At 67.5% G+C, this 15,633-nt stretch carries 17 protein-coding genes; 10 read left to right on the forward strand and 7 right to left on the reverse strand.

The window, feature by feature from the left end:
* Positions 1-161: 161 nt before the first annotated feature.
* From CHB77_RS03105 to CHB77_RS03120, 4 genes are all read right to left on the reverse strand, one after another.
* A complete protein-coding gene (locus tag CHB77_RS03105; RefSeq protein WP_089386733.1) occupies positions 162-785 on the reverse strand; it encodes a protein-methionine-sulfoxide reductase heme-binding subunit MsrQ in 624 nt (207 codons plus the stop codon).
* The gene (gene msrP / locus CHB77_RS03110) at positions 785-1,681 is read right to left on the reverse strand and encodes a protein-methionine-sulfoxide reductase catalytic subunit MsrP (protein WP_089386734.1); all 897 of its coding nucleotides are present in this window, start codon (positions 1,679-1,681) and stop codon (positions 785-787) included. The genes CHB77_RS03105 and msrP overlap by 1 nt, the downstream gene beginning before the upstream one ends.
* Positions 1,682-1,768: 87 nt before the next feature.
* Positions 1,769-3,799, reverse strand: a complete 2,031-nt coding sequence (recQ, locus tag CHB77_RS03115) for a DNA helicase RecQ (protein ID WP_089386735.1) — start codon at positions 3,797-3,799, stop codon at positions 1,769-1,771.
* A complete protein-coding gene (locus tag CHB77_RS03120) occupies positions 3,799-4,092 on the reverse strand; it encodes a YggT family protein (protein ID WP_089386736.1) in 294 nt (97 codons plus the stop codon). The genes recQ and CHB77_RS03120 overlap by 1 nt, the downstream gene beginning before the upstream one ends.
* Before the next feature lie 131 nt (positions 4,093-4,223).
* On the opposite strand from CHB77_RS03120, the gene CHB77_RS03125 reads away from it, so the two are divergent.
* The 6 genes from CHB77_RS03125 (at position 4,224) to CHB77_RS03150 (ending at position 9,825) form a co-directional block, all read left to right on the forward strand.
* Positions 4,224-4,784, forward strand: a complete 561-nt coding sequence (locus CHB77_RS03125; RefSeq protein WP_089386737.1) for an acyl-CoA thioesterase — start codon at positions 4,224-4,226, stop codon at positions 4,782-4,784.
* 44 nt (positions 4,785-4,828) lie between these two features.
* Positions 4,829-6,199, forward strand: coding sequence for an MFS transporter (locus CHB77_RS03130; protein WP_089386738.1), 1,371 nt, complete (start codon positions 4,829-4,831; stop codon positions 6,197-6,199).
* Positions 6,196-7,059 (forward strand): penicillin-insensitive murein endopeptidase, encoded by an 864-nt coding sequence (gene mepA / locus CHB77_RS03135; RefSeq protein ID WP_089386739.1) that lies wholly within the window; start codon positions 6,196-6,198, stop codon positions 7,057-7,059. The genes CHB77_RS03130 and mepA overlap by 4 nt, the downstream gene beginning before the upstream one ends.
* On the forward strand, positions 7,032-7,925 hold the full coding sequence (locus tag CHB77_RS03140) for an esterase-like activity of phytase family protein (RefSeq protein ID WP_089386740.1): 894 nt from the start codon (positions 7,032-7,034) through the stop codon (positions 7,923-7,925). Before mepA ends, CHB77_RS03140 begins: the two co-directional genes overlap by 28 nt.
* Before the next feature lie 89 nt (positions 7,926-8,014).
* Positions 8,015-8,617, forward strand: a complete 603-nt coding sequence (locus CHB77_RS03145; protein ID WP_089386741.1) for a queuosine precursor transporter — start codon at positions 8,015-8,017, stop codon at positions 8,615-8,617.
* 308 nt (positions 8,618-8,925) lie between these two features.
* Positions 8,926-9,825 (forward strand): DMT family transporter, encoded by a 900-nt coding sequence (locus tag CHB77_RS03150; RefSeq protein WP_207303010.1) that lies wholly within the window; start codon positions 8,926-8,928, stop codon positions 9,823-9,825.
* 3 nt (positions 9,826-9,828) lie between these two features.
* On the opposite strand, the gene CHB77_RS03155 is transcribed toward CHB77_RS03150, so the two are convergent.
* Positions 9,829-11,010, reverse strand: a complete 1,182-nt coding sequence (locus tag CHB77_RS03155) for an acetyl-CoA C-acyltransferase family protein (protein WP_089386742.1) — start codon at positions 11,008-11,010, stop codon at positions 9,829-9,831.
* A gap of 131 nt (positions 11,011-11,141) precedes the next feature.
* Here CHB77_RS03155 and CHB77_RS03160 point away from each other — a divergent pair, with 131 nt between their 5' ends.
* The 4 genes from CHB77_RS03160 (at position 11,142) to CHB77_RS03175 (ending at position 14,117) form a co-directional block, all read left to right on the forward strand.
* Complete coding sequence (locus tag CHB77_RS03160) at positions 11,142-11,507, forward strand: winged helix-turn-helix domain-containing protein (protein ID WP_089386743.1); 366 nt, start codon at positions 11,142-11,144, stop codon at positions 11,505-11,507.
* A complete protein-coding gene (gene glpK / locus CHB77_RS03165; RefSeq protein WP_089386744.1) occupies positions 11,504-12,979 on the forward strand; it encodes a glycerol kinase GlpK in 1,476 nt (491 codons plus the stop codon). Before CHB77_RS03160 ends, glpK begins: the two co-directional genes overlap by 4 nt.
* A 70-nt stretch (positions 12,980-13,049) precedes the next feature.
* Positions 13,050-13,631 carry a transglycosylase SLT domain-containing protein gene (locus tag CHB77_RS03170; RefSeq protein WP_089386745.1) on the forward strand — a complete coding sequence of 194 codons (582 nt, stop codon included), beginning with the start codon at positions 13,050-13,052 and terminating at the stop codon, positions 13,629-13,631.
* Between the two features lie 69 nt (positions 13,632-13,700).
* Entirely contained in the window at positions 13,701-14,117 is a 417-nt protein-coding gene (locus CHB77_RS03175) for a PaaI family thioesterase (RefSeq protein WP_089386746.1), read from the forward strand.
* Positions 14,118-14,123: 6 nt separating this feature from the next.
* Here CHB77_RS03175 and CHB77_RS03180 read toward each other — a convergent pair whose 3' ends face one another.
* Positions 14,124-14,342: a hypothetical protein gene (locus tag CHB77_RS03180; protein ID WP_089386747.1), complete on the reverse strand. Its 219-nt coding sequence runs from the start codon at positions 14,340-14,342 to the stop codon at positions 14,124-14,126.
* Between the two features lie 96 nt (positions 14,343-14,438).
* Positions 14,439-15,632 carry a BaiN/RdsA family NAD(P)/FAD-dependent oxidoreductase gene (locus tag CHB77_RS03185; protein ID WP_089387135.1) on the reverse strand — a complete coding sequence of 398 codons (1,194 nt, stop codon included), beginning with the start codon at positions 15,630-15,632 and terminating at the stop codon, positions 14,439-14,441.
* Between the last annotated feature and the right edge of the window lies 1 nt (position 15,633).

A 15,633-nucleotide genomic window follows, 5' to 3' on the forward strand; every position in this document is an offset into this window, starting at 1 on the left:
CCCAGAACCTCCGCGTCACCGCTTCCGTCCCAAACCAGCCAGCGTTCCCGCCTTCGGTGAAGCGGTATTTACGAAGAGAGGATGACAGGGGCAAGAGGGTTTTCGCATTTTTTTCCTTCGAACGGTTACATTTCTTGCAAGTCGCTGATCCAAAACGAATCTTACCTCAATGCCCGCACCGCCCCCCAGCGGAGCGGGCGTGGGACGACGACCCGCAGGGCCAAAAGCCCCAGAATCACGCCCAGCCAGAGCACAGGTTCCAGCGGAAAGGTCTTCAGCGCCCATATCCAGTGCAGCGTCACCAAGGGGGCCGCGACATACGCCAGCTTGTGAAGCCCCCGCCAGGATGCGGATCCCATCCGGCGAATCGACGCATTGTTCGACGTCAGGGCCAGGGCCAGCAGCATCAGGAAGGCCGCCATGCCGAAAACGAGATAAGGCCGCTTGACCACGTCGCGCGCCATAGCCCCCCACAACAACGCCATGTCCATCACCGCCCAGGCCAGGACATGCAGCCCCGCATAGGTAAAGCACAGCAGACCCAAGGCGCGGCGGAACTTCATGAAGCTGATCCCCGCGATCCGCAGCAGGGGCGTGACCGCAAGGCTGGCGATCAGGAAATACAGCGCGGTCCGGCCCAGGCGAAATTCGATATCGCGGACCGGGTCGATTCCCAGGTTGCCGGCCATGGTATCCCAAACCAGCAGGCCCAAGGGCACAAGCCCGCCCAGCCAGACCGCCCAGACGGGAACGCCCCGCAGCGCGCCATTGATCGACGCCCGCATCAATAGTCCCTCGCCAGATCCATCCCGGCATAAAGCGACGCCACCTGATCCCCATAGCCGTTGAACATCGCCGTTTCCTCTCGGCCGCCGAACAGGCCCGCGCCGATGCGGCGTTCGGTGGCCTGGGACCAGCGGGGGTGATCGACCTGCGGATTCACATTCGCATAGAACCCGTATTCCGACGGCTGCATCGCCTGCCAGGTGGCGACCGGCTGGCGGTCGGTCAGGGTGATCTTCACGACCGACTTGATCGACTTGAAGCCGTATTTCCACGGCACCACCAACCGGATCGGCGCGCCATTCTGGTTGGGCAGCACATCGCCGTAAAGTCCCGTGGCCAGGATGGTCAGCGGATGCATCGCCTCGTCCAGGCGCAGCCCCTCGCGATAGGGCCAGTCGAGAATCGGGCGGTTCTGCCCCGGCATCTGTTCCGGGCGATAAAGCGTTTCGAAGGCCACGAACTTCGCGCCCGGCTGCACGCCCGCGCGATCCAGGATGCCCGCCAGGGGAACGCCAATCCAGGGAATCACCATCGACCAGGCCTCGACGCAGCGCAGGCGATAGATACGCTCTTCCAGCGCGTTGGCGGGCGCCAGGTCGTCCACCCCATAGCGGCCGGGACGATCCACCAAGCCATCGATCTCGACGGACCAGGGGTCTGTCACCATGGCACCGGCGTTGCGGGCGGGATCGGTCTTGCCCGTACCGAATTCATAGAAATTGTTGTAGTTGGTGATTTCTTCCAGCGTGTTCGGCGCCTGGTCCGTGGACAGGGCCGATGGCTTGCCGGTCAGCGCCCAGGATGGCGTTGCCATCATGGCGATTCCGGTGCCGATAAAGGCGCGACGGTTCAGGTAATCGGCTTGCGGGGTAACGTCGGACCAGCGCAGTTTCATGACTCTCTCCCAGGGAACGCCTTGAGGATATAGTCGCGCGAACCCGCCCGGTCAGAGCATCACGTTCACTTTACCCTGACAAAACCGTCACGCCACCGCGATTTCGCGCAGGAAGGCCGCCCCGAAACGGTCCAGCCGCGCGGGGTCCAGATGGCGCGCCAATCCGGTTTCGTCGGCGGGCCTTGCCTCGGCGATGCGGCGGATCTGGGCCGTCGAACAGGACAGCGGCTTTTCGGTGCCGTCCGGGCCGCGCAGCAGATCGGTTTGCACGGCCACTAGCCGGTCGAACAGCGCGCCTTCGGGACGGCCTGCCAGCTTGCGCCGCTGCGGGTGCATGTCGGGCACCTCGCCCGCGATGACCGTCAGAAAGTCGCGGCCATGGCTTTCCAGCTTCTTGGCGCCCACGCCGCCGACCTGCGCCATCTGGTCCAGTGTCTGCGGGCGCTTCTCGGCCATCTCGATCAGGGTGCGGTCGGGAAAGATCACATAGGCGGGCACGCGCGCGGCCTCGGCCAAGGCCCGGCGCTTGGCCTTCAGCGCGGACAGCAGCGGCTCGTCCTCCTCGCTGACCTGGGTGCGCAGGACGGTGGCCGGCTTGCTGGCCGTGGTGTCGTGGCGCAGGGTCACGCTTTCCTCGCCGCGCAGGACCGGGTGGGCGGCCTCGGTCAGGTGCAGGGCGCCGTGGCGTTCGGGATCGGGGCGGCACAGGTCGCGGCCCATCATCTGCCGAAAGATCGCCTGCCATTGCGCGCGGCTGTGGTCGCGGCCCACGCCGAAGGTGGGCAGGTTGTCATGGCCGCGTTCTCGGACCTTTTCGGTGGCGGTGCCGGTCAGAATGTCGATCAGATGCGTCGCGCCGAACCATTCCCCCGTGCGCACCATCGCCGACAGCGCCTTGCGCACCGCCTGCGTGGCGTCGAACAGCCGGGGCGGCGCCTGGCACAGGTCGCAGTTGCCGCAATCCTGGGCCAGATCCTCGCCGAAATAGGCCAGCAGCCTGCGGCGGCGGCAGCCGGTCGCCTCGGCCAGGCCCAGCAGCGCGTTGAGGCGCGCGTGATCGGCGGACTTGCGGGCGGGGTCGGCCAGGCCTTCGTCGATCTGGGTGCGGCGCAGCCGGATGTCGTCGGGACCATACAGCGTCAGCGTATCGGCCGGATCGCCGTCGCGGCCCGCGCGGCCGATTTCCTGGTAATAGCCCTCGATGGATTTCGGCAGGTCGGCGTGCAGCACCCAGCGAATGTCCGGCTTGTCGATGCCCATGCCAAAGGCGATGGTCGCCACCACGATCAGCCCGTCCTCTCGCTGGAACCGGGCCTCGACCTGCCGCCGTGTCTCGGCCTCCAGCCCCGCATGATAGGCGACGGCGGCATGGCCTGCCTGGCTCAGCGCATCGGCCAGGGTTTCGGTCCGGGCGCGGCTGGCGCAATAGACGATGCCCGACTGCCCGCGCCGGGCCGCGACATAGGTCAGAACCTGCTTGCGGGGGCCGTCCTTGGGCTGGAAGGCCAGCCGCAGGTTCGGGCGGTCGAAGCCGCGCAGAAAGGTGACGGGTTCCTTGCCGTCGAACAGGCGCGCCACGATCTCGGCCCGCGTTTCAACATCCGCCGTCGCGGTGAAGGCCGCCAAGGGCACGTCGAGCGCGCGTTTCAGATCGCCGATGCGCAGATAGTCGGGGCGGAAATCGTGGCCCCATTGGCTGACGCAATGCGCCTCGTCCACGGCAATCGCCGTCACGCCCGCCCGGCGCAGCAGCGACAGCGTCCCGCCCGAGGCCAGCCGTTCCGGCGCCATGTAGAGCAGCTTCAGCTCGCCCCGCGACAGCGCCTGAAAGACCGCGTCGGTCTCATCCTCGGTGTTGCCGCTGGTCAGCGCGCCGGCCGCAACCCCCGCCTCGCGCAGCGCGCGAACCTGGTCGCGCATCAGCGCGATCAGCGGGGAAATCACCACCGTCACCCCGTCCCTCATCAGCGCGGGCAGTTGAAAGCACAGCGACTTGCCGCCCCCCGTGGGCATGATCGCCAGCACGTCGCGGCCCGCGGCCACGGCCTCGACGATCTCGTGCTGGCCGGGGCGGAAACCGTCGAAGCCCCAGACCTGTCGCAGCAAATCCGTGGGCATCACATTCCGTAGAAGAAGCCCGCGTTGTTGGCCAGCGCGCGTTGCAGGATGATGATGACGATGAACAGGACCAGCGGCGCCAGATCCAGACCGCCGGTGTTGGGCAGGATGTTGCGGATCGGGCGATAGATCGGTTCCAGCAGGCGGTTCAGCCCGTCCCACACCTGCGCGACCAGCGGCTGGCGCAGGTTCAGCACCTGGAAGTTGATAAGCCAGGACATGATGATGTGGACGATCATCACGAACCACACCACTTGCAGGATCAGTTGCAAGGCCTCGTACAGCGTTCCCATCATGTCCCTCTTTTCGCGCTCGGGCTTGTTATGGTGATGCGCCGTCCCCTTCGCAAGCAAGTTGCCGCAGCGTCCCGGTTGACGATCGCGTGGGGCGCGGCCACCCCCTGCCTGCACCCGAAGGAGGTCCGATGTATCCCCTGTTCCGCTTTGCCAAGGAAATGGTCAAATTCCGAAACGCCCCGCGTCTGGGCGTCGCGGGAACGCATGTCTCGACCCATATCTGCTGGCCCTGGGATCTGGATCCGTGGATCGAACTGAACAACGGCCGCACCCTGACCCTGTTCGACCTGGGGCGCATCCCGATGGCGCAGCGCAGCGGGCTGATCCCGATTCTCCGGGACCGGAAATGGGGGATCACCGTGGCGGGCAGTTCGGTGCGCTATCGCCGCCGCATCCGGGCCTTCGACCGTTTCACGATGATCTCGCGCGTGGCGGGCTGGGACCGACGCTTCATCTACATGGACCAGTCGATGTGGAAGGGCGCCGATTGCTGCAACCAGGTGCTGATCCGGTCCGCGATCACCTCGGCCAAGGGAATCGTCGCGCCGGCCGAGGTCATGGCCGCGCTGGGCGCGTCCCCCGACAGCCCGCCCCTGCCCGACTGGATCGCCGCCTGGGCCGAGGCCGACGCGCTGCGGCCCTGGCCGCCCGTGCTGCCCCCTGACGCAAAGGCCCACTTGCCAGCCTGACGGCCCTTGGGCCTTATGGCGCCCAACGGCGCGCAGGGGGGTGGATGGATCGCAAACGGATCTGGGGCTGGTGGTTCTTCGACTGGGCCAGCCAGCCTTTTCATACGCTTCTGCTGACCTTCGTCTTCTCGGTCTATTTCGCCGAAGTCGCCCAGCGCCATTTCCTGGCCATCTCCGGGGATCTGCGGCTGGCGGGGGCGCAGGCGCAGGCGCTGTGGGGATACGGGCTGTCGATCACCGGCATCGTCATCGCCGTTTGCGCGCCGGTGCTTGGGGCCGTGGCCGACACGTCCGGGCGGCGGATGCCGTGGATCCGGTTCTTTTCGGTCCTGTATGTCGCGGGATCCGCCGGGCTGTGGATGCTGGTTCCCAGCCAGCCCCCACTGGTGCAGGCGGTGGTGCTGTTCGGCATCGGCCTGATCGGGGTCGAATTCGCGACGATCTTCACCAACGCCCTGCTGCCCGGCCTTGCCCCCCGGTCCGAAATCGGGCGCCTGTCGGGAACGGGCTATGCCTTCGGATACCTGGGCGGGGTCGTGGCGCTGGCGGTGATGCTGGCGCTGTTCCAGGAAACGCCGTCGGGCCGGACGCTGATCGGGATCGACCCGCTGTTCGGGCTGGATCCGGCGACGCGCGAAGGCACGCGCTTTGCCGGGCCTTTCGTGGCGGTCTGGTATGCCGTGTTCATGATCCCGTTCTTTCTGTGGGTCCGCGAGCCGCGCGGCCCGCGCCGGCCCGTCCGCATCGCCCCGGCCCTGCGCGACCTGTGGGCGCTGATCCGCAGCCTGCGCCATCGCCGCAGCCTGGCGGCCTGGCTGGTATCGTCCATGCTGTCGCGCGACGCGCTGAACGCGCTGTACGGATTCGGCGGGGTCTATGCCGGGACCGTGCTGGGCTGGCCGGTGTTCCTGGCGGGCGTGTTCGGCGTGGTCAGCGCCATCGCGGCGGCCGTCGTCAGCTGGCTGGGCGGACGCGCCGACCGGCGATGGGGGCCAAAGCCCGTCATCGTCGCCACCATCCTGACCCTGACCGCCGTCTGCGTCGTGGTGGTGGGCATGGACCGCCAGACGCTGTTCGGCATGGCCGTGCCGTCCAATCCGGTCTTGGGGCGATTCGTCCTGCCCGATCTGGTGTTCTTCCTGTGCGGCGCGCTGATTGGCGGGGCGGGCGGCGCTTTGCAGGCCGCCAGCCGAACGATGATGGTCCGCCACACGACACCCGACCGCGCAACCGAGGGGTTCGGCCTTTATGCCCTGTCCGGCAAGGCCACGGCCTTTCTGGCCCCGTTGGCCATCGCCACCGCCACCGATCTCAGCGGCAACCAGCGGATCGGCATGTCACCCCTGATCGCGCTGTTTATCCTGTCGCTTGTTCTGCTAGTCTGGGTAAAACCGGAAGGAGAGGCAGAGCCGTGATCCGACGAGTCCTGACCGCCGCCGCGCTTGTGGCAGGCATGGTCATTCCCGCATCCGCCGATCCGGTGGCCAAGGATGTCTTCGGCGGTTTTCGCGCCGCGTCCCGAGGCCCTGCCGTGTCCATCGGATATTATTCCAAGGGCTGCGGACAGGGCTTTGTGCAACTGCCCGAAAGCGGGCCGACCTGGCAGGCCATGCGGTTGTCGCGCAACCGCAACTGGGGACACCCGGATCTGGTGAACTTCCTGATCGGCCTGTCGCAGGCGGCCCGCCAGGCCGGATGGGCCGGGCTGTATATCGGCGACATGAGCCAGCCGCGCGGCGGGCCCATGACCTCGGGGCACGCCAGCCACCAGCTTGGGCTGGACGCGGACATCTGGATGCTGCCGCCGCCGTCGCTGAACCTGTCGCCCGCGCAGCGCGAAAGCCTGTCCTCGGTCTCGATCACCGATCCGCGCGGGGTGGGGCTGACCGGGAACTGGAACGGCGGTCACATGTCCATCCTGCGCGCCGCCGCCCGCGATCCACGCGTCGAACGCATCCTGGTCGATCCCGTGGCAAAGGTCGCCATGTGCCAGATGGAACGCGGCGACCGGACATGGCTGCGCAAGATCAGGCCGATCAACGCCCATAATTACCATTTCCATGTCCGGCTGTCCTGCCCGCGCGGATCGGATTGCCAGCGGCAGGATCCGCCGCCCCCCGGCGACGGCTGCGCCGAGGCCGCCGACTGGATCCGCAACCGCATCGACCCCAGCCGGGTGCGGCCCGCGCCGCCCGATCCGAACTATCGCCATCCCCGGACCTTCCGTCTCAGCGAGCTGCCTGCCCAATGCCGATCCGTCGCGGCCGCGCCCTAGCGGCCCTGTTTCCGCTGTTCCTGACCGCGGCCGGCGCCCCTGCGCCGGCCGCATCGCTGGATTATGTCGGCACTTATGTATGGAACCGCGCCGACGACAGCTTCGGCGGCTTTTCCGCGATCGAGCTGAACGCCGACGGCACGCAGTTTCATGCCCTGACCGACCGCGCCCGTTTGTACCGGGGCAGCATCGAACGCGATCCGCAGGGCGTCATCCGGGCCATGAACGTCTCCGCGCGGGCCCATCTGAAGGATCGCAAGGGCCTTCCCCTGGAACCGGGCTATCATGGCGACAGCGAGGGTCTGGCCGTCGGCGAGGACGGCCGCATCTGGATCAGCTTCGAGGGATTTAACCGCATTTCCCTGTACCAGAACCCGGACGCCACCCCGTCGCGCCGGCGCCTGCCGCCGAAACTGCCCTGGATGCGGATCAATTCCGGGTTCGAGGCGATCGCGATCCGGGGCAACACGGTCTTTGCCGTGCCCGAGCGGTCGGAGGCCGAGGACCAGCCCTTTCCGGTGCTGACCTTTCGCGACAACGTGTGGGGGCGGGCGGGCGAAATCCGCCGCGACCCCCGCTGGCTGGCGGTCGCCGCCGATTTCGGCCCGGACGACTGGTTCTATCTGCTGGAACGCGATTTCCGGGGCATCCTGGGTTTCGCGTCCCGCGTCCGGCGGATGCGGATGACCGATGACGGTCCCGCCGACGAGGAAATCCTGCTAACCACGCGCGCCCTGCAGTACGACAACCTGGAGGGGCTGTCGGTCTGGCGCGACGGCCAGGGGATCCGGCTGACGATGATCTCGGACGACAATTTCCTGGCGCTGCAACGCACCGAACTGGTGGAATACCGGCTGCGCGATTGACAACCCGCCGCCCCTGCGCCTAAAGCGCGCGCTGTCCCACGCCCTGCGGGGCCGAGTTGTTCCGCGACCTTGTAAAACGGAAAAGATCAATGACCCGCTGTCTGCCCGGCATCCTTGCCATGGCCATCATCGTCGTGGCCTCGAACATCCTTGTGCAATTCACGGTCGGTTCCTGGCTGACCTGGGGGGCCTTCACCTATCCTTTCGCCTTTCTTGTGACCGACGTGATGAACCGGGTCTATGGCGCGCGCGCCGCGCGGCAGGCCGTGCTGGCGGGTTTCGTCGTCGGCATCGCCTGTTCGCTGATCGCGGCGGGCCTGGACAAGACCACCTTGCGAATCGCCATCGGATCGGGCGTGGCGTTTTTCGTGGCGCAACTGACCGACATCACCATCTTCGACACCCTGCGCAACCGCCGCTGGTGGGTCGCGCCCTTCTGGTCGTCGTTCATCGGATCGGCCCTGGATACCGCGCTGTTCTTCGGTATCGCCTTTGCCGCCGTCCTGCCCGTTGACGTCAACACCGGCTGGGCGAACGAGGCCGTTCCGCTGGTTGGTCAAGGACCGGTCATGGCCCTGTGGGTTTCGCTGGCAACTGCCGATTGGCTGGTCAAACTGTGTCTGGCCCTACTGGCCCTTGTGCCTTTCCGCATCGCCGTGCGCAATTTGTTGCGAACCGAAAGAACAATCTGATTGACACAGGGTGGGTCTGTGGCACCATCCCCCTATAACGGCAACCAATTGAAAGGAGGTGGTCCAGTGTCGAGAGTGATATTGGAGAGAGGTGTCGGAACAGTCAGGGGGGCCGTGACCTGAGGGCAGCCCCAAGGGTCGTAAACCCTGGTTGGGACCGGATCATCCGTTTATCCCTAACCGGACCATCTCCGTGGATCTCGCGGGCCGCCCCATCCGGGCGGCCCGTTCCATTTTCAGCGCCCGTCTTGCCTTGGCGGCGCCGATGCGGGACAGGTCCGGTCCATCACGACAAGGCTGTACCTTTCATGTCCCATCCGCCCGCGCGCCACGGCGCCGCCTTCAACCTGCACGGCGCGCTGTTCATGGTTCTGGCCATGGCTGGGTTCGCGGTCGAGGATTCGCTTTTGAAGATCGCGGCGGCCAGCCTGCCGCCCGGCCAGGTGCTGATCGTCTTCGGCATCATCGGCACCGCGGTCTTTGCCGCCCTGGCGATCCTGGCGGGGGAACCGCCCCTGACCCGCGCCATGGCGGGCCGCGCGATGGTCCTGCGATCCCTGTCCGAGGTCGTGGGCCGACTGTTCTATATCCTGGCCATTACGCTGACGCCCCTGTCCACCGCCTCGGCCATCCTGCAAGCCACGCCGCTGGTGGTGATGGTCGGCGCGGTGCTGCTGTTTGGCGAAACCATCGGCCCGCGACGCTGGCTGGCGGTGGCCGTGGGCTTTGCGGGGGTGCTGCTGATCCTGCGGCCGGGAACCGAGGGGTTCGGTGCCCTGTCCCTGCTGGCGGTGGTTGCCATGCTGGGCTTCGCCGGCCGCGATCTGGCGACACGGGCGGCGCCCCCGTCGCTGTCCTTCCGGCAGCTGGGCGTTCTGGGCTTTGCCATGCTGATCGTCGCGGGCCTGATCGCCCTGCCCTTCGGCGGCCGTCCCGTGGCGCCCGACGCGGCGACCTGGACGGGCCTGCTGGCGGCCTCGGCCATGGGTGTCGCGGCCTATACGTTCCTGACCCTGGCCATGCGGACGGGCCAAGTCGGGGCGGTGACGCCGTTCCGCTATACGCGGCTGGTCTTCGCGATGATCGCGGGCGTCGCAGTGTTCGGCGAAACCCTGGACGCCGGGACGATCGTCGGCAGCACGGTGGTCATCCTGGCCGGGATCGCGGCGCTTCGGCTGTCACGTCCGCCTGCGCTGCAATCCCCCTGAGGTTCACACCCGCTCGATCGCCAGGGCGATGCCCTGACCGCCGCCGATGCACATGGTAATCAGTCCGCGCTTGCCGCCGGTGCGTTCCAGTTCGCAAAGCGCCTTCACGGTGATGATGGCGCCGGTCGCGCCGACCGGATGGCCCAGGGCAATGGCGCCGCCGTTGGGGTTCACGCGGGCCGGATCAAGCCCAAGGCCCTTGTTGACGGCCAGGGCCTGCGCGGCAAAGGCCTCGTTCGATTCGATCACGTCGAAATCCCCGACCGTCAGGCCGGTGCGTTCCAGCAGCATCCGCACCGCCGGGATCGGACCGATGCCCATCACCTGGGGGCGCACGCCCGCCACTGCATAGCCGAGGATCCGGGCGCGCGGCGTCAGCCCCGCCGCCTGCGCGGCATCCGCGCGCGCCAGAACCAACGCCGCCGCGCCGTCGTTGATGCCGCTGGCGTTGCCCGCCGTGACAGAACCGTCCTTGCGGAAGACGGCCTTCAGGCCCGCCAGCTTGTCCAGGCTGGTATCCTTAGGATGTTCGTCCGTATCGAAGACCACCGGTCCCTTGCGGCCCTTAACCTCGATGGGAACGATCTGGTCCCTGAAATGCCCCGCCGCGATAGCCGCCGCTGCCCGGCGCTGCGATTCCATCGCGAATTCGTCCTGCGCCCCGCGGCCGATGCCGTGTTCCGCCGCGACGTTTTCGGCCGTCACGCCCATGTGGCCGGTGCCCATCGGGCAGGTCAGCGCGCCGGTCATCATGTCCAGCATCGCCTGATCGCCCATCTTGGCCCCGAACCGGGCCGAGGGGACGGCATAAGGTGCCCGGCTCATGCTTTCGGCGCCCCCCGCGACGGCGAAATCGGCATCCCCCAGCATCAGCGCCTGCGCGGCCGACACGATGGCCTGCGCCCCCGATCCGCACAGCCGGTTGACGTTCATCGCGGTCGTGGTGTCGGGAATGCCCGCGTCCAGCATGGCCACGCGCGACAGGTACATGTCGCGGGGTTCCGTGTTGATGACATGGCCGAACACCACCTGCCCGATCCGGTCGGGCGCGATGCCCGCGCGTTCCAGGGCGGCGCGGGTCACGGTCGCGGCCAGGTCGATGGGCGGGATCGCCGCCAGGCTGCCGCCGAAGGTGCCGATGGCGGTGCGGGCGCCGGACAGGATGACGATTTCACTGGTGGACATGACGAACCCTCCCTTGGTTGCAGGGCCAGAATAAACGCGGCGCATTCCGCAACAAGCCGTGTCGTGGCGTCGTTTGCACCCGCGCCCGGCCTGCGGCTAACCTGCCCGCAACGCAGGGAACACGAATCGCGATGACCAAGGACGGCCCCCGGATCAAGCTGCGGCTGGAATACGACGCGCCGCTGGTGCTGGGTCCGGGCAAGGCGCAGCTTTTGCGGCTGATCGCGCAGCACGGCTCCATCTCGGCCGCCGGGCGGCGCATGGGGATGAGCTACAAGCGCGCCTGGTCCCTGGTCGAGGAATTGAACGCCGCCTTCGCCATGCCGCTGGTGGACAGCAGCCGGGGCGGGCCGGGCGGCGGCGGGGCGACCGTGACGCCCACCGGCCAAGCCGTGCTGCGCCATTACGAATCGCTGGAACGCCTGCTGGCCGCGGACGGGGCGACGGAACTGGCGGCCATTGGCGCGCTGATGAAACACAAGGGGGATGGAACATGACGATATTGGCGATGGATCAGGGGACAACCTCGTCGCGGGCCTTGGTGTTCGGCGACGACCTGTCGGTGCAGGCCAAGGCGCAGCACGAATTTCCCCAGCACTTCCCCCGTTCGGGCTGGGTCGAACACGACCCGGACGACATCTGGACCAGCAGCGCCGGAACCGCCCGCGCGGCCATCGAAAAGGCGGGCGCCCCCCGCATCGACGCCATCGGCATCACCAACCAGCGCGAAACCGTGGTGATCTGGGACCGCAAGACCGGCCAGCCCATCCACCGCGCCATCGTCTGGCAGGACCGCCGCACGGCCGACATCTGCAACCGCCTGCGCGACGACGGGGCCGAGGATCAGGTGACGGACACGACCGGGCTGCTGCTGGATCCGTATTTCAGCGCCACCAAGATCGCCTGGATGCTGGACCAGGTGGACGGCGCACGCGACCGCGCCAGGGCGGGGAATCTGGCCTTCGGCACCGTGGACAGCTTCCTGATCTGGAAACTGACCGGCGGGCAGGCGCATGTCACCGACGCCACCAACGCCAGCCGCACCCTGCTTTATGACATCCGCAGTGGGGACTGGTCGGACGACATGTGCCGGCTGTTCGATGTCCCCCGCGGACTGCTGCCCGAGGTGCGCGACAGTGCCGACGATTTCGGCACCACCCGGCCCGACCTGTTTGGCCGCGCGATCCCGATCCTGGGCGTGGCGGGCGACCAGCAGGCGGCGACGGTGGGGCAGGCCTGCTTTCGACCGGGCATGGTGAAGGCGACCTATGGCACAGGCTGTTTCGCGCTGTTGAACACCGGCGATCAGGCGGTGCGGTCCGGCAACCGGCTGTTGACGACCATCGCCTATCGCTTGGACGGCAAGACCACCTATGCGCTGGAAGGCAGCATCTTCATCGCGGGCGCGGTGGTGCAATGGCTGCGCGACGGGTTGCACCTGATCCGCGAGGCCAGCGAAACCCAAGGACTGTCAGACCAGGCCGACGACAGCCAGAAGATCATCATGGTCCCCGCCTTCACGGGCCTTGGGGCGCCACATTGGGCGCCCGATGCGCGGGGCGCGGTGTTCGGCCTGACCCGCAACACCGGCCCCGCCGAATTCGCCCGCGCCGCGCTGGAAAGCGTGGGTTTCCAGACCCGCGACCTGTTGCAGGCGATGCGCGCCGACTGGCCCGAAGCCGGGGATGCCGTGCTGCGCGTCGACGGCGGCATGACCGCCAGCCAACCGGCGATGCAGTTCCTGGCCGACATCCTGGGCGCCCCGGTGGACCGGCCTAGGAACACCGAAACGACTGCACAGGGCGCGGCGTGGCTGGCGGGCTATCGCGCGGGTCTGTGCCCGCCGCCCGGCGAATACGCCAAGGCCTGGCAGCTTGACCGGCGCTTTGAACCGCGGATGAGCGACGACGACCGCGACCGGCGCTATTCCGCCTGGCAAAGGGCGGTGCAGGCGGTGCTGTCGGTCTGACCTTCCGGCTTTGTGATTTCACCTGCCCGTGATTTTCCGTAAGATCGCGGGAAAACGGCAAGAGGGCAGGATGAACAGGCTTCTGAAACTCGCGATCGTCGGGCTTGTCGCGTCCTGCGGCGGCGGCAATTTCTCGGCGCCCCGCCAGTTGGACAATGCCTGCGCCATTGTGGCCGAACGACCGGCCTATTACCGCGCCATGAAGGCCACCGAACGCAAATGGGGCATTCCCATCCATGTGCAGATGGCCGCGATCCACCAGGAATCGAAATTCATCGGCGACGCGCGGACGCCGCATCAATACGCGCTGGGGGTGATCCCCATCGGCCGCCAGTCCAGCGCCTTCGGCTATTCCCAGGCCCTTGACGGCACGTGGGAGGAATATCAGAGGGAAACCGGCAACCGCCGCTCGCAACGCGATAATATCCGCGATGCGACCGACTTCATGGGCTGGTACATGAACACTTCGTCCCGCCGCCTGGGCATCTCGAAATGGGACGCGACCGGGCAATACCTGGCCTATCACGAAGGCCGGTCCGGGTTCGCGCGGCAATCCTATCTGGGCAAGCCCTGGCTGGTCCAGGTGGCGGCCAACGTCGGACAACGGGCACAGATGTATCGCGCGCAGCTGGTGTCCTGCCGCAAGGCCTGAAGCATTGCCCCTAGGCGCCTGCCCGGTTGATAGGGTCAGACAGCAAAAGCCCCCCAAAAGGAACCCCCGGTGAGCGACGATCATCCTGTCCGGCGCAACGCGGACGATCAGCCCGAATTCGCCGTCCATATCGGCGCGCGGCTGGTATCGGCCACGCCCGAGCGCGTGGAATTCGAAATGCCCGTGACCCAGGCCCTGGCCAACCGCAACGGCGTCCTGCACGGCGGCGCGATCATGGGGCTGGCCGACAATGCCGGGGGAACCGGAACCTTTATGAACCTGGCCCAGGGGCGTTCGACCACCACCCTGGAAAGCAAGACCAACTTCCTGCGTCCGATCCGGCTGGGCGACGTGGCCCGCGCGGTCAGCCTGCCGCTGCATCTGGGCCGAACCACGCAGATCTGGCAGACCACCGTCACACGCGGCGACGGCAAGGTGGCGGCAATTGTCACCCAGACGCAGATGGTAATCGACTGGGTCGATTAGGTCCGGTCACAGCCAGATGACATCGCGGAACACATGGGCGACGATTCGGTCGCGGGTCAGCCCCATGCGGGCCAGTTCCTCGTCGGATTTCGCGTCCAACGCCCGGATCTGGCCCTGGCGGGACCGCGATTCGGCATAGGCGTTCACGCCTTGCCCGAAACGGTGAAAGAAAGCGTCGATGCGGCTGCGCGTCGCTGGTGCGAAATGCGTGATCGTGTAGGCCATCGGAAACCCGTCCTTTGCAGCAATGGTTTCCTCCCATGGGATTCCACATAGGTCATGGCCTTTGTCCCATCAAGCACACCAAGGGACCGAAGCCGGTCAGCGTTGCCCCAAAGCGACAAGCCGCGCGGCGGCGGCCCGCCCCGCAGACCGTCCGCTGCCAAGACATGCGGTCAGCAGATAGCCTCCGGTCGGCGCCTCCCAGTCCAGCATCTCGCCCGCAGCGAAAACATCGGGCATCGCGGCAAGCTCGTGATCCGTGGTCAGCGCATCCCAGGATATGCCCCCTGCCGAGGAAATCGCGCGTTCAAGCCCCATTGGTCCGGCGTGGCGCAAAGGCAGCGCCTTGGCCAGGGCGGCCCATCCGGCGGCATCGACGGGCAGGGGCCGCCCCCATTCCAGCAGCAGGGCGACCTTGACCGGATCGTCCAGCACGCGGCGCAGCCAGTTGCCCAGCGACAGCCTGCCCTTGGGCCGCGCAAAACGCGCGGTCAGTGCCCGCGCGTCCAGATCCGGCGCCAGATCGACATGACCCGCCGCCCCCTCGCGCAGCGCGGCCGAGATCTCGTAAACCCCGCCGCCCTCGATGCCGGTGGCCCCGATGATCCATTCGCCCCGGCTGACCTGACCGCCCGCGCGAAGCGCCGTTCCCTTGACGGCCGATCCGACGCGACGCGCCATCTGTGGCGACCAGGCGACGTGAAAACCCATGTTCGCAGGCCGGAACGGCGCCACGGTCACGCCCTCCGCCTCCAGCCAGGGCACCCAGGCCGCGTCCGACCCCAGCCGGGGCCAGCTTGCCCCGCCCAATGCCAGAACGGCCACGCGGGACGCGATTTCCTGCGGTCCTTGCGGCGTCTCGAACTGGAAACGCCCGCCCGTCCACCGCCACCGGGTCCGCATCTCGACCCCGCCTTCCCGCAGCCGCGCCAGCCAGGCCCGCAGCAGGGGCGAGGCCTTCATGCCGACCGGAAACACCCGACCCGTCGATCCCGTGAACAGGTCGACCCCCAGACCCCGCGCCCAGGCCCCGACCTCGGCGGGACCGAACCTGTCTTCTTCACCGAAATATCCCGGGGTCCGGGGCGGCGCCCCGGTGCCGACGGCGACCCTTTGCACGAACGCCTCGAACGGCTCGTCCTTGGTCAGGTTCAGCCCCGACTTGCCCGCCATCAGGAATTTCCGCGCGGGCGTCGGCATCGCCTCGGCCACCACGACGCGGCGGCCCGGCGCCATCAGGGCCTCGGCCGCCATCAGCCCGGCCGGTCCCGCGCCGATCACCAGCGCGTCCACG

Origin of the sequence: Paracoccus sediminis, from assembly GCF_900188295.1 — a bacterium.
Taxonomy (GTDB): Bacteria; Pseudomonadota; Alphaproteobacteria; order Rhodobacterales; family Rhodobacteraceae; genus Paracoccus; species Paracoccus sediminis.

Bases quoted from the DNA above. Each gene is read 5' to 3' on its own strand.
- CHB77_RS03145 (WP_089386741.1), top strand. From the start codon at position 8,015: ATGACCCGCTGTCTGCCCGGCATCCTTGCCATGGCCATCATCGTCGTG.
- CHB77_RS03105 (WP_089386733.1), bottom strand. From the start codon at position 785: ATGCGGGCGTCGATCAATGGCGCGCTGCGGGGCGTTCCCGTCTGGGCG.
- recQ (WP_089386735.1), bottom strand. From the start codon at position 3,799: ATGCCCACGGATTTGCTGCGACAGGTCTGGGGCTTCGACGGTTTCCGC.
- CHB77_RS03125 (WP_089386737.1), top strand. From the start codon at position 4,224: ATGTATCCCCTGTTCCGCTTTGCCAAGGAAATGGTCAAATTCCGAAAC.
- CHB77_RS03170 (WP_089386745.1), top strand. From the start codon at position 13,050: ATGAACAGGCTTCTGAAACTCGCGATCGTCGGGCTTGTCGCGTCCTGC.
- glpK (WP_089386744.1), top strand. From the start codon at position 11,504: ATGACGATATTGGCGATGGATCAGGGGACAACCTCGTCGCGGGCCTTG.
- CHB77_RS03130 (WP_089386738.1), top strand. From the start codon at position 4,829: ATGGATCGCAAACGGATCTGGGGCTGGTGGTTCTTCGACTGGGCCAGC.
- msrP (WP_089386734.1), bottom strand. From the start codon at position 1,681: ATGAAACTGCGCTGGTCCGACGTTACCCCGCAAGCCGATTACCTGAAC.
- CHB77_RS03180 (WP_089386747.1), bottom strand. From the start codon at position 14,342: ATGGCCTACACGATCACGCATTTCGCACCAGCGACGCGCAGCCGCATC.
- CHB77_RS03150 (WP_207303010.1), top strand. From the start codon at position 8,926: ATGTCCCATCCGCCCGCGCGCCACGGCGCCGCCTTCAACCTGCACGGC.
- CHB77_RS03160 (WP_089386743.1), top strand. From the start codon at position 11,142: ATGACCAAGGACGGCCCCCGGATCAAGCTGCGGCTGGAATACGACGCG.
- CHB77_RS03155 (WP_089386742.1), bottom strand. From the start codon at position 11,010: ATGTCCACCAGTGAAATCGTCATCCTGTCCGGCGCCCGCACCGCCATC.
- CHB77_RS03120 (WP_089386736.1), bottom strand. From the start codon at position 4,092: ATGGGAACGCTGTACGAGGCCTTGCAACTGATCCTGCAAGTGGTGTGG.
- CHB77_RS03140 (WP_089386740.1), top strand. From the start codon at position 7,032: ATGCCGATCCGTCGCGGCCGCGCCCTAGCGGCCCTGTTTCCGCTGTTC.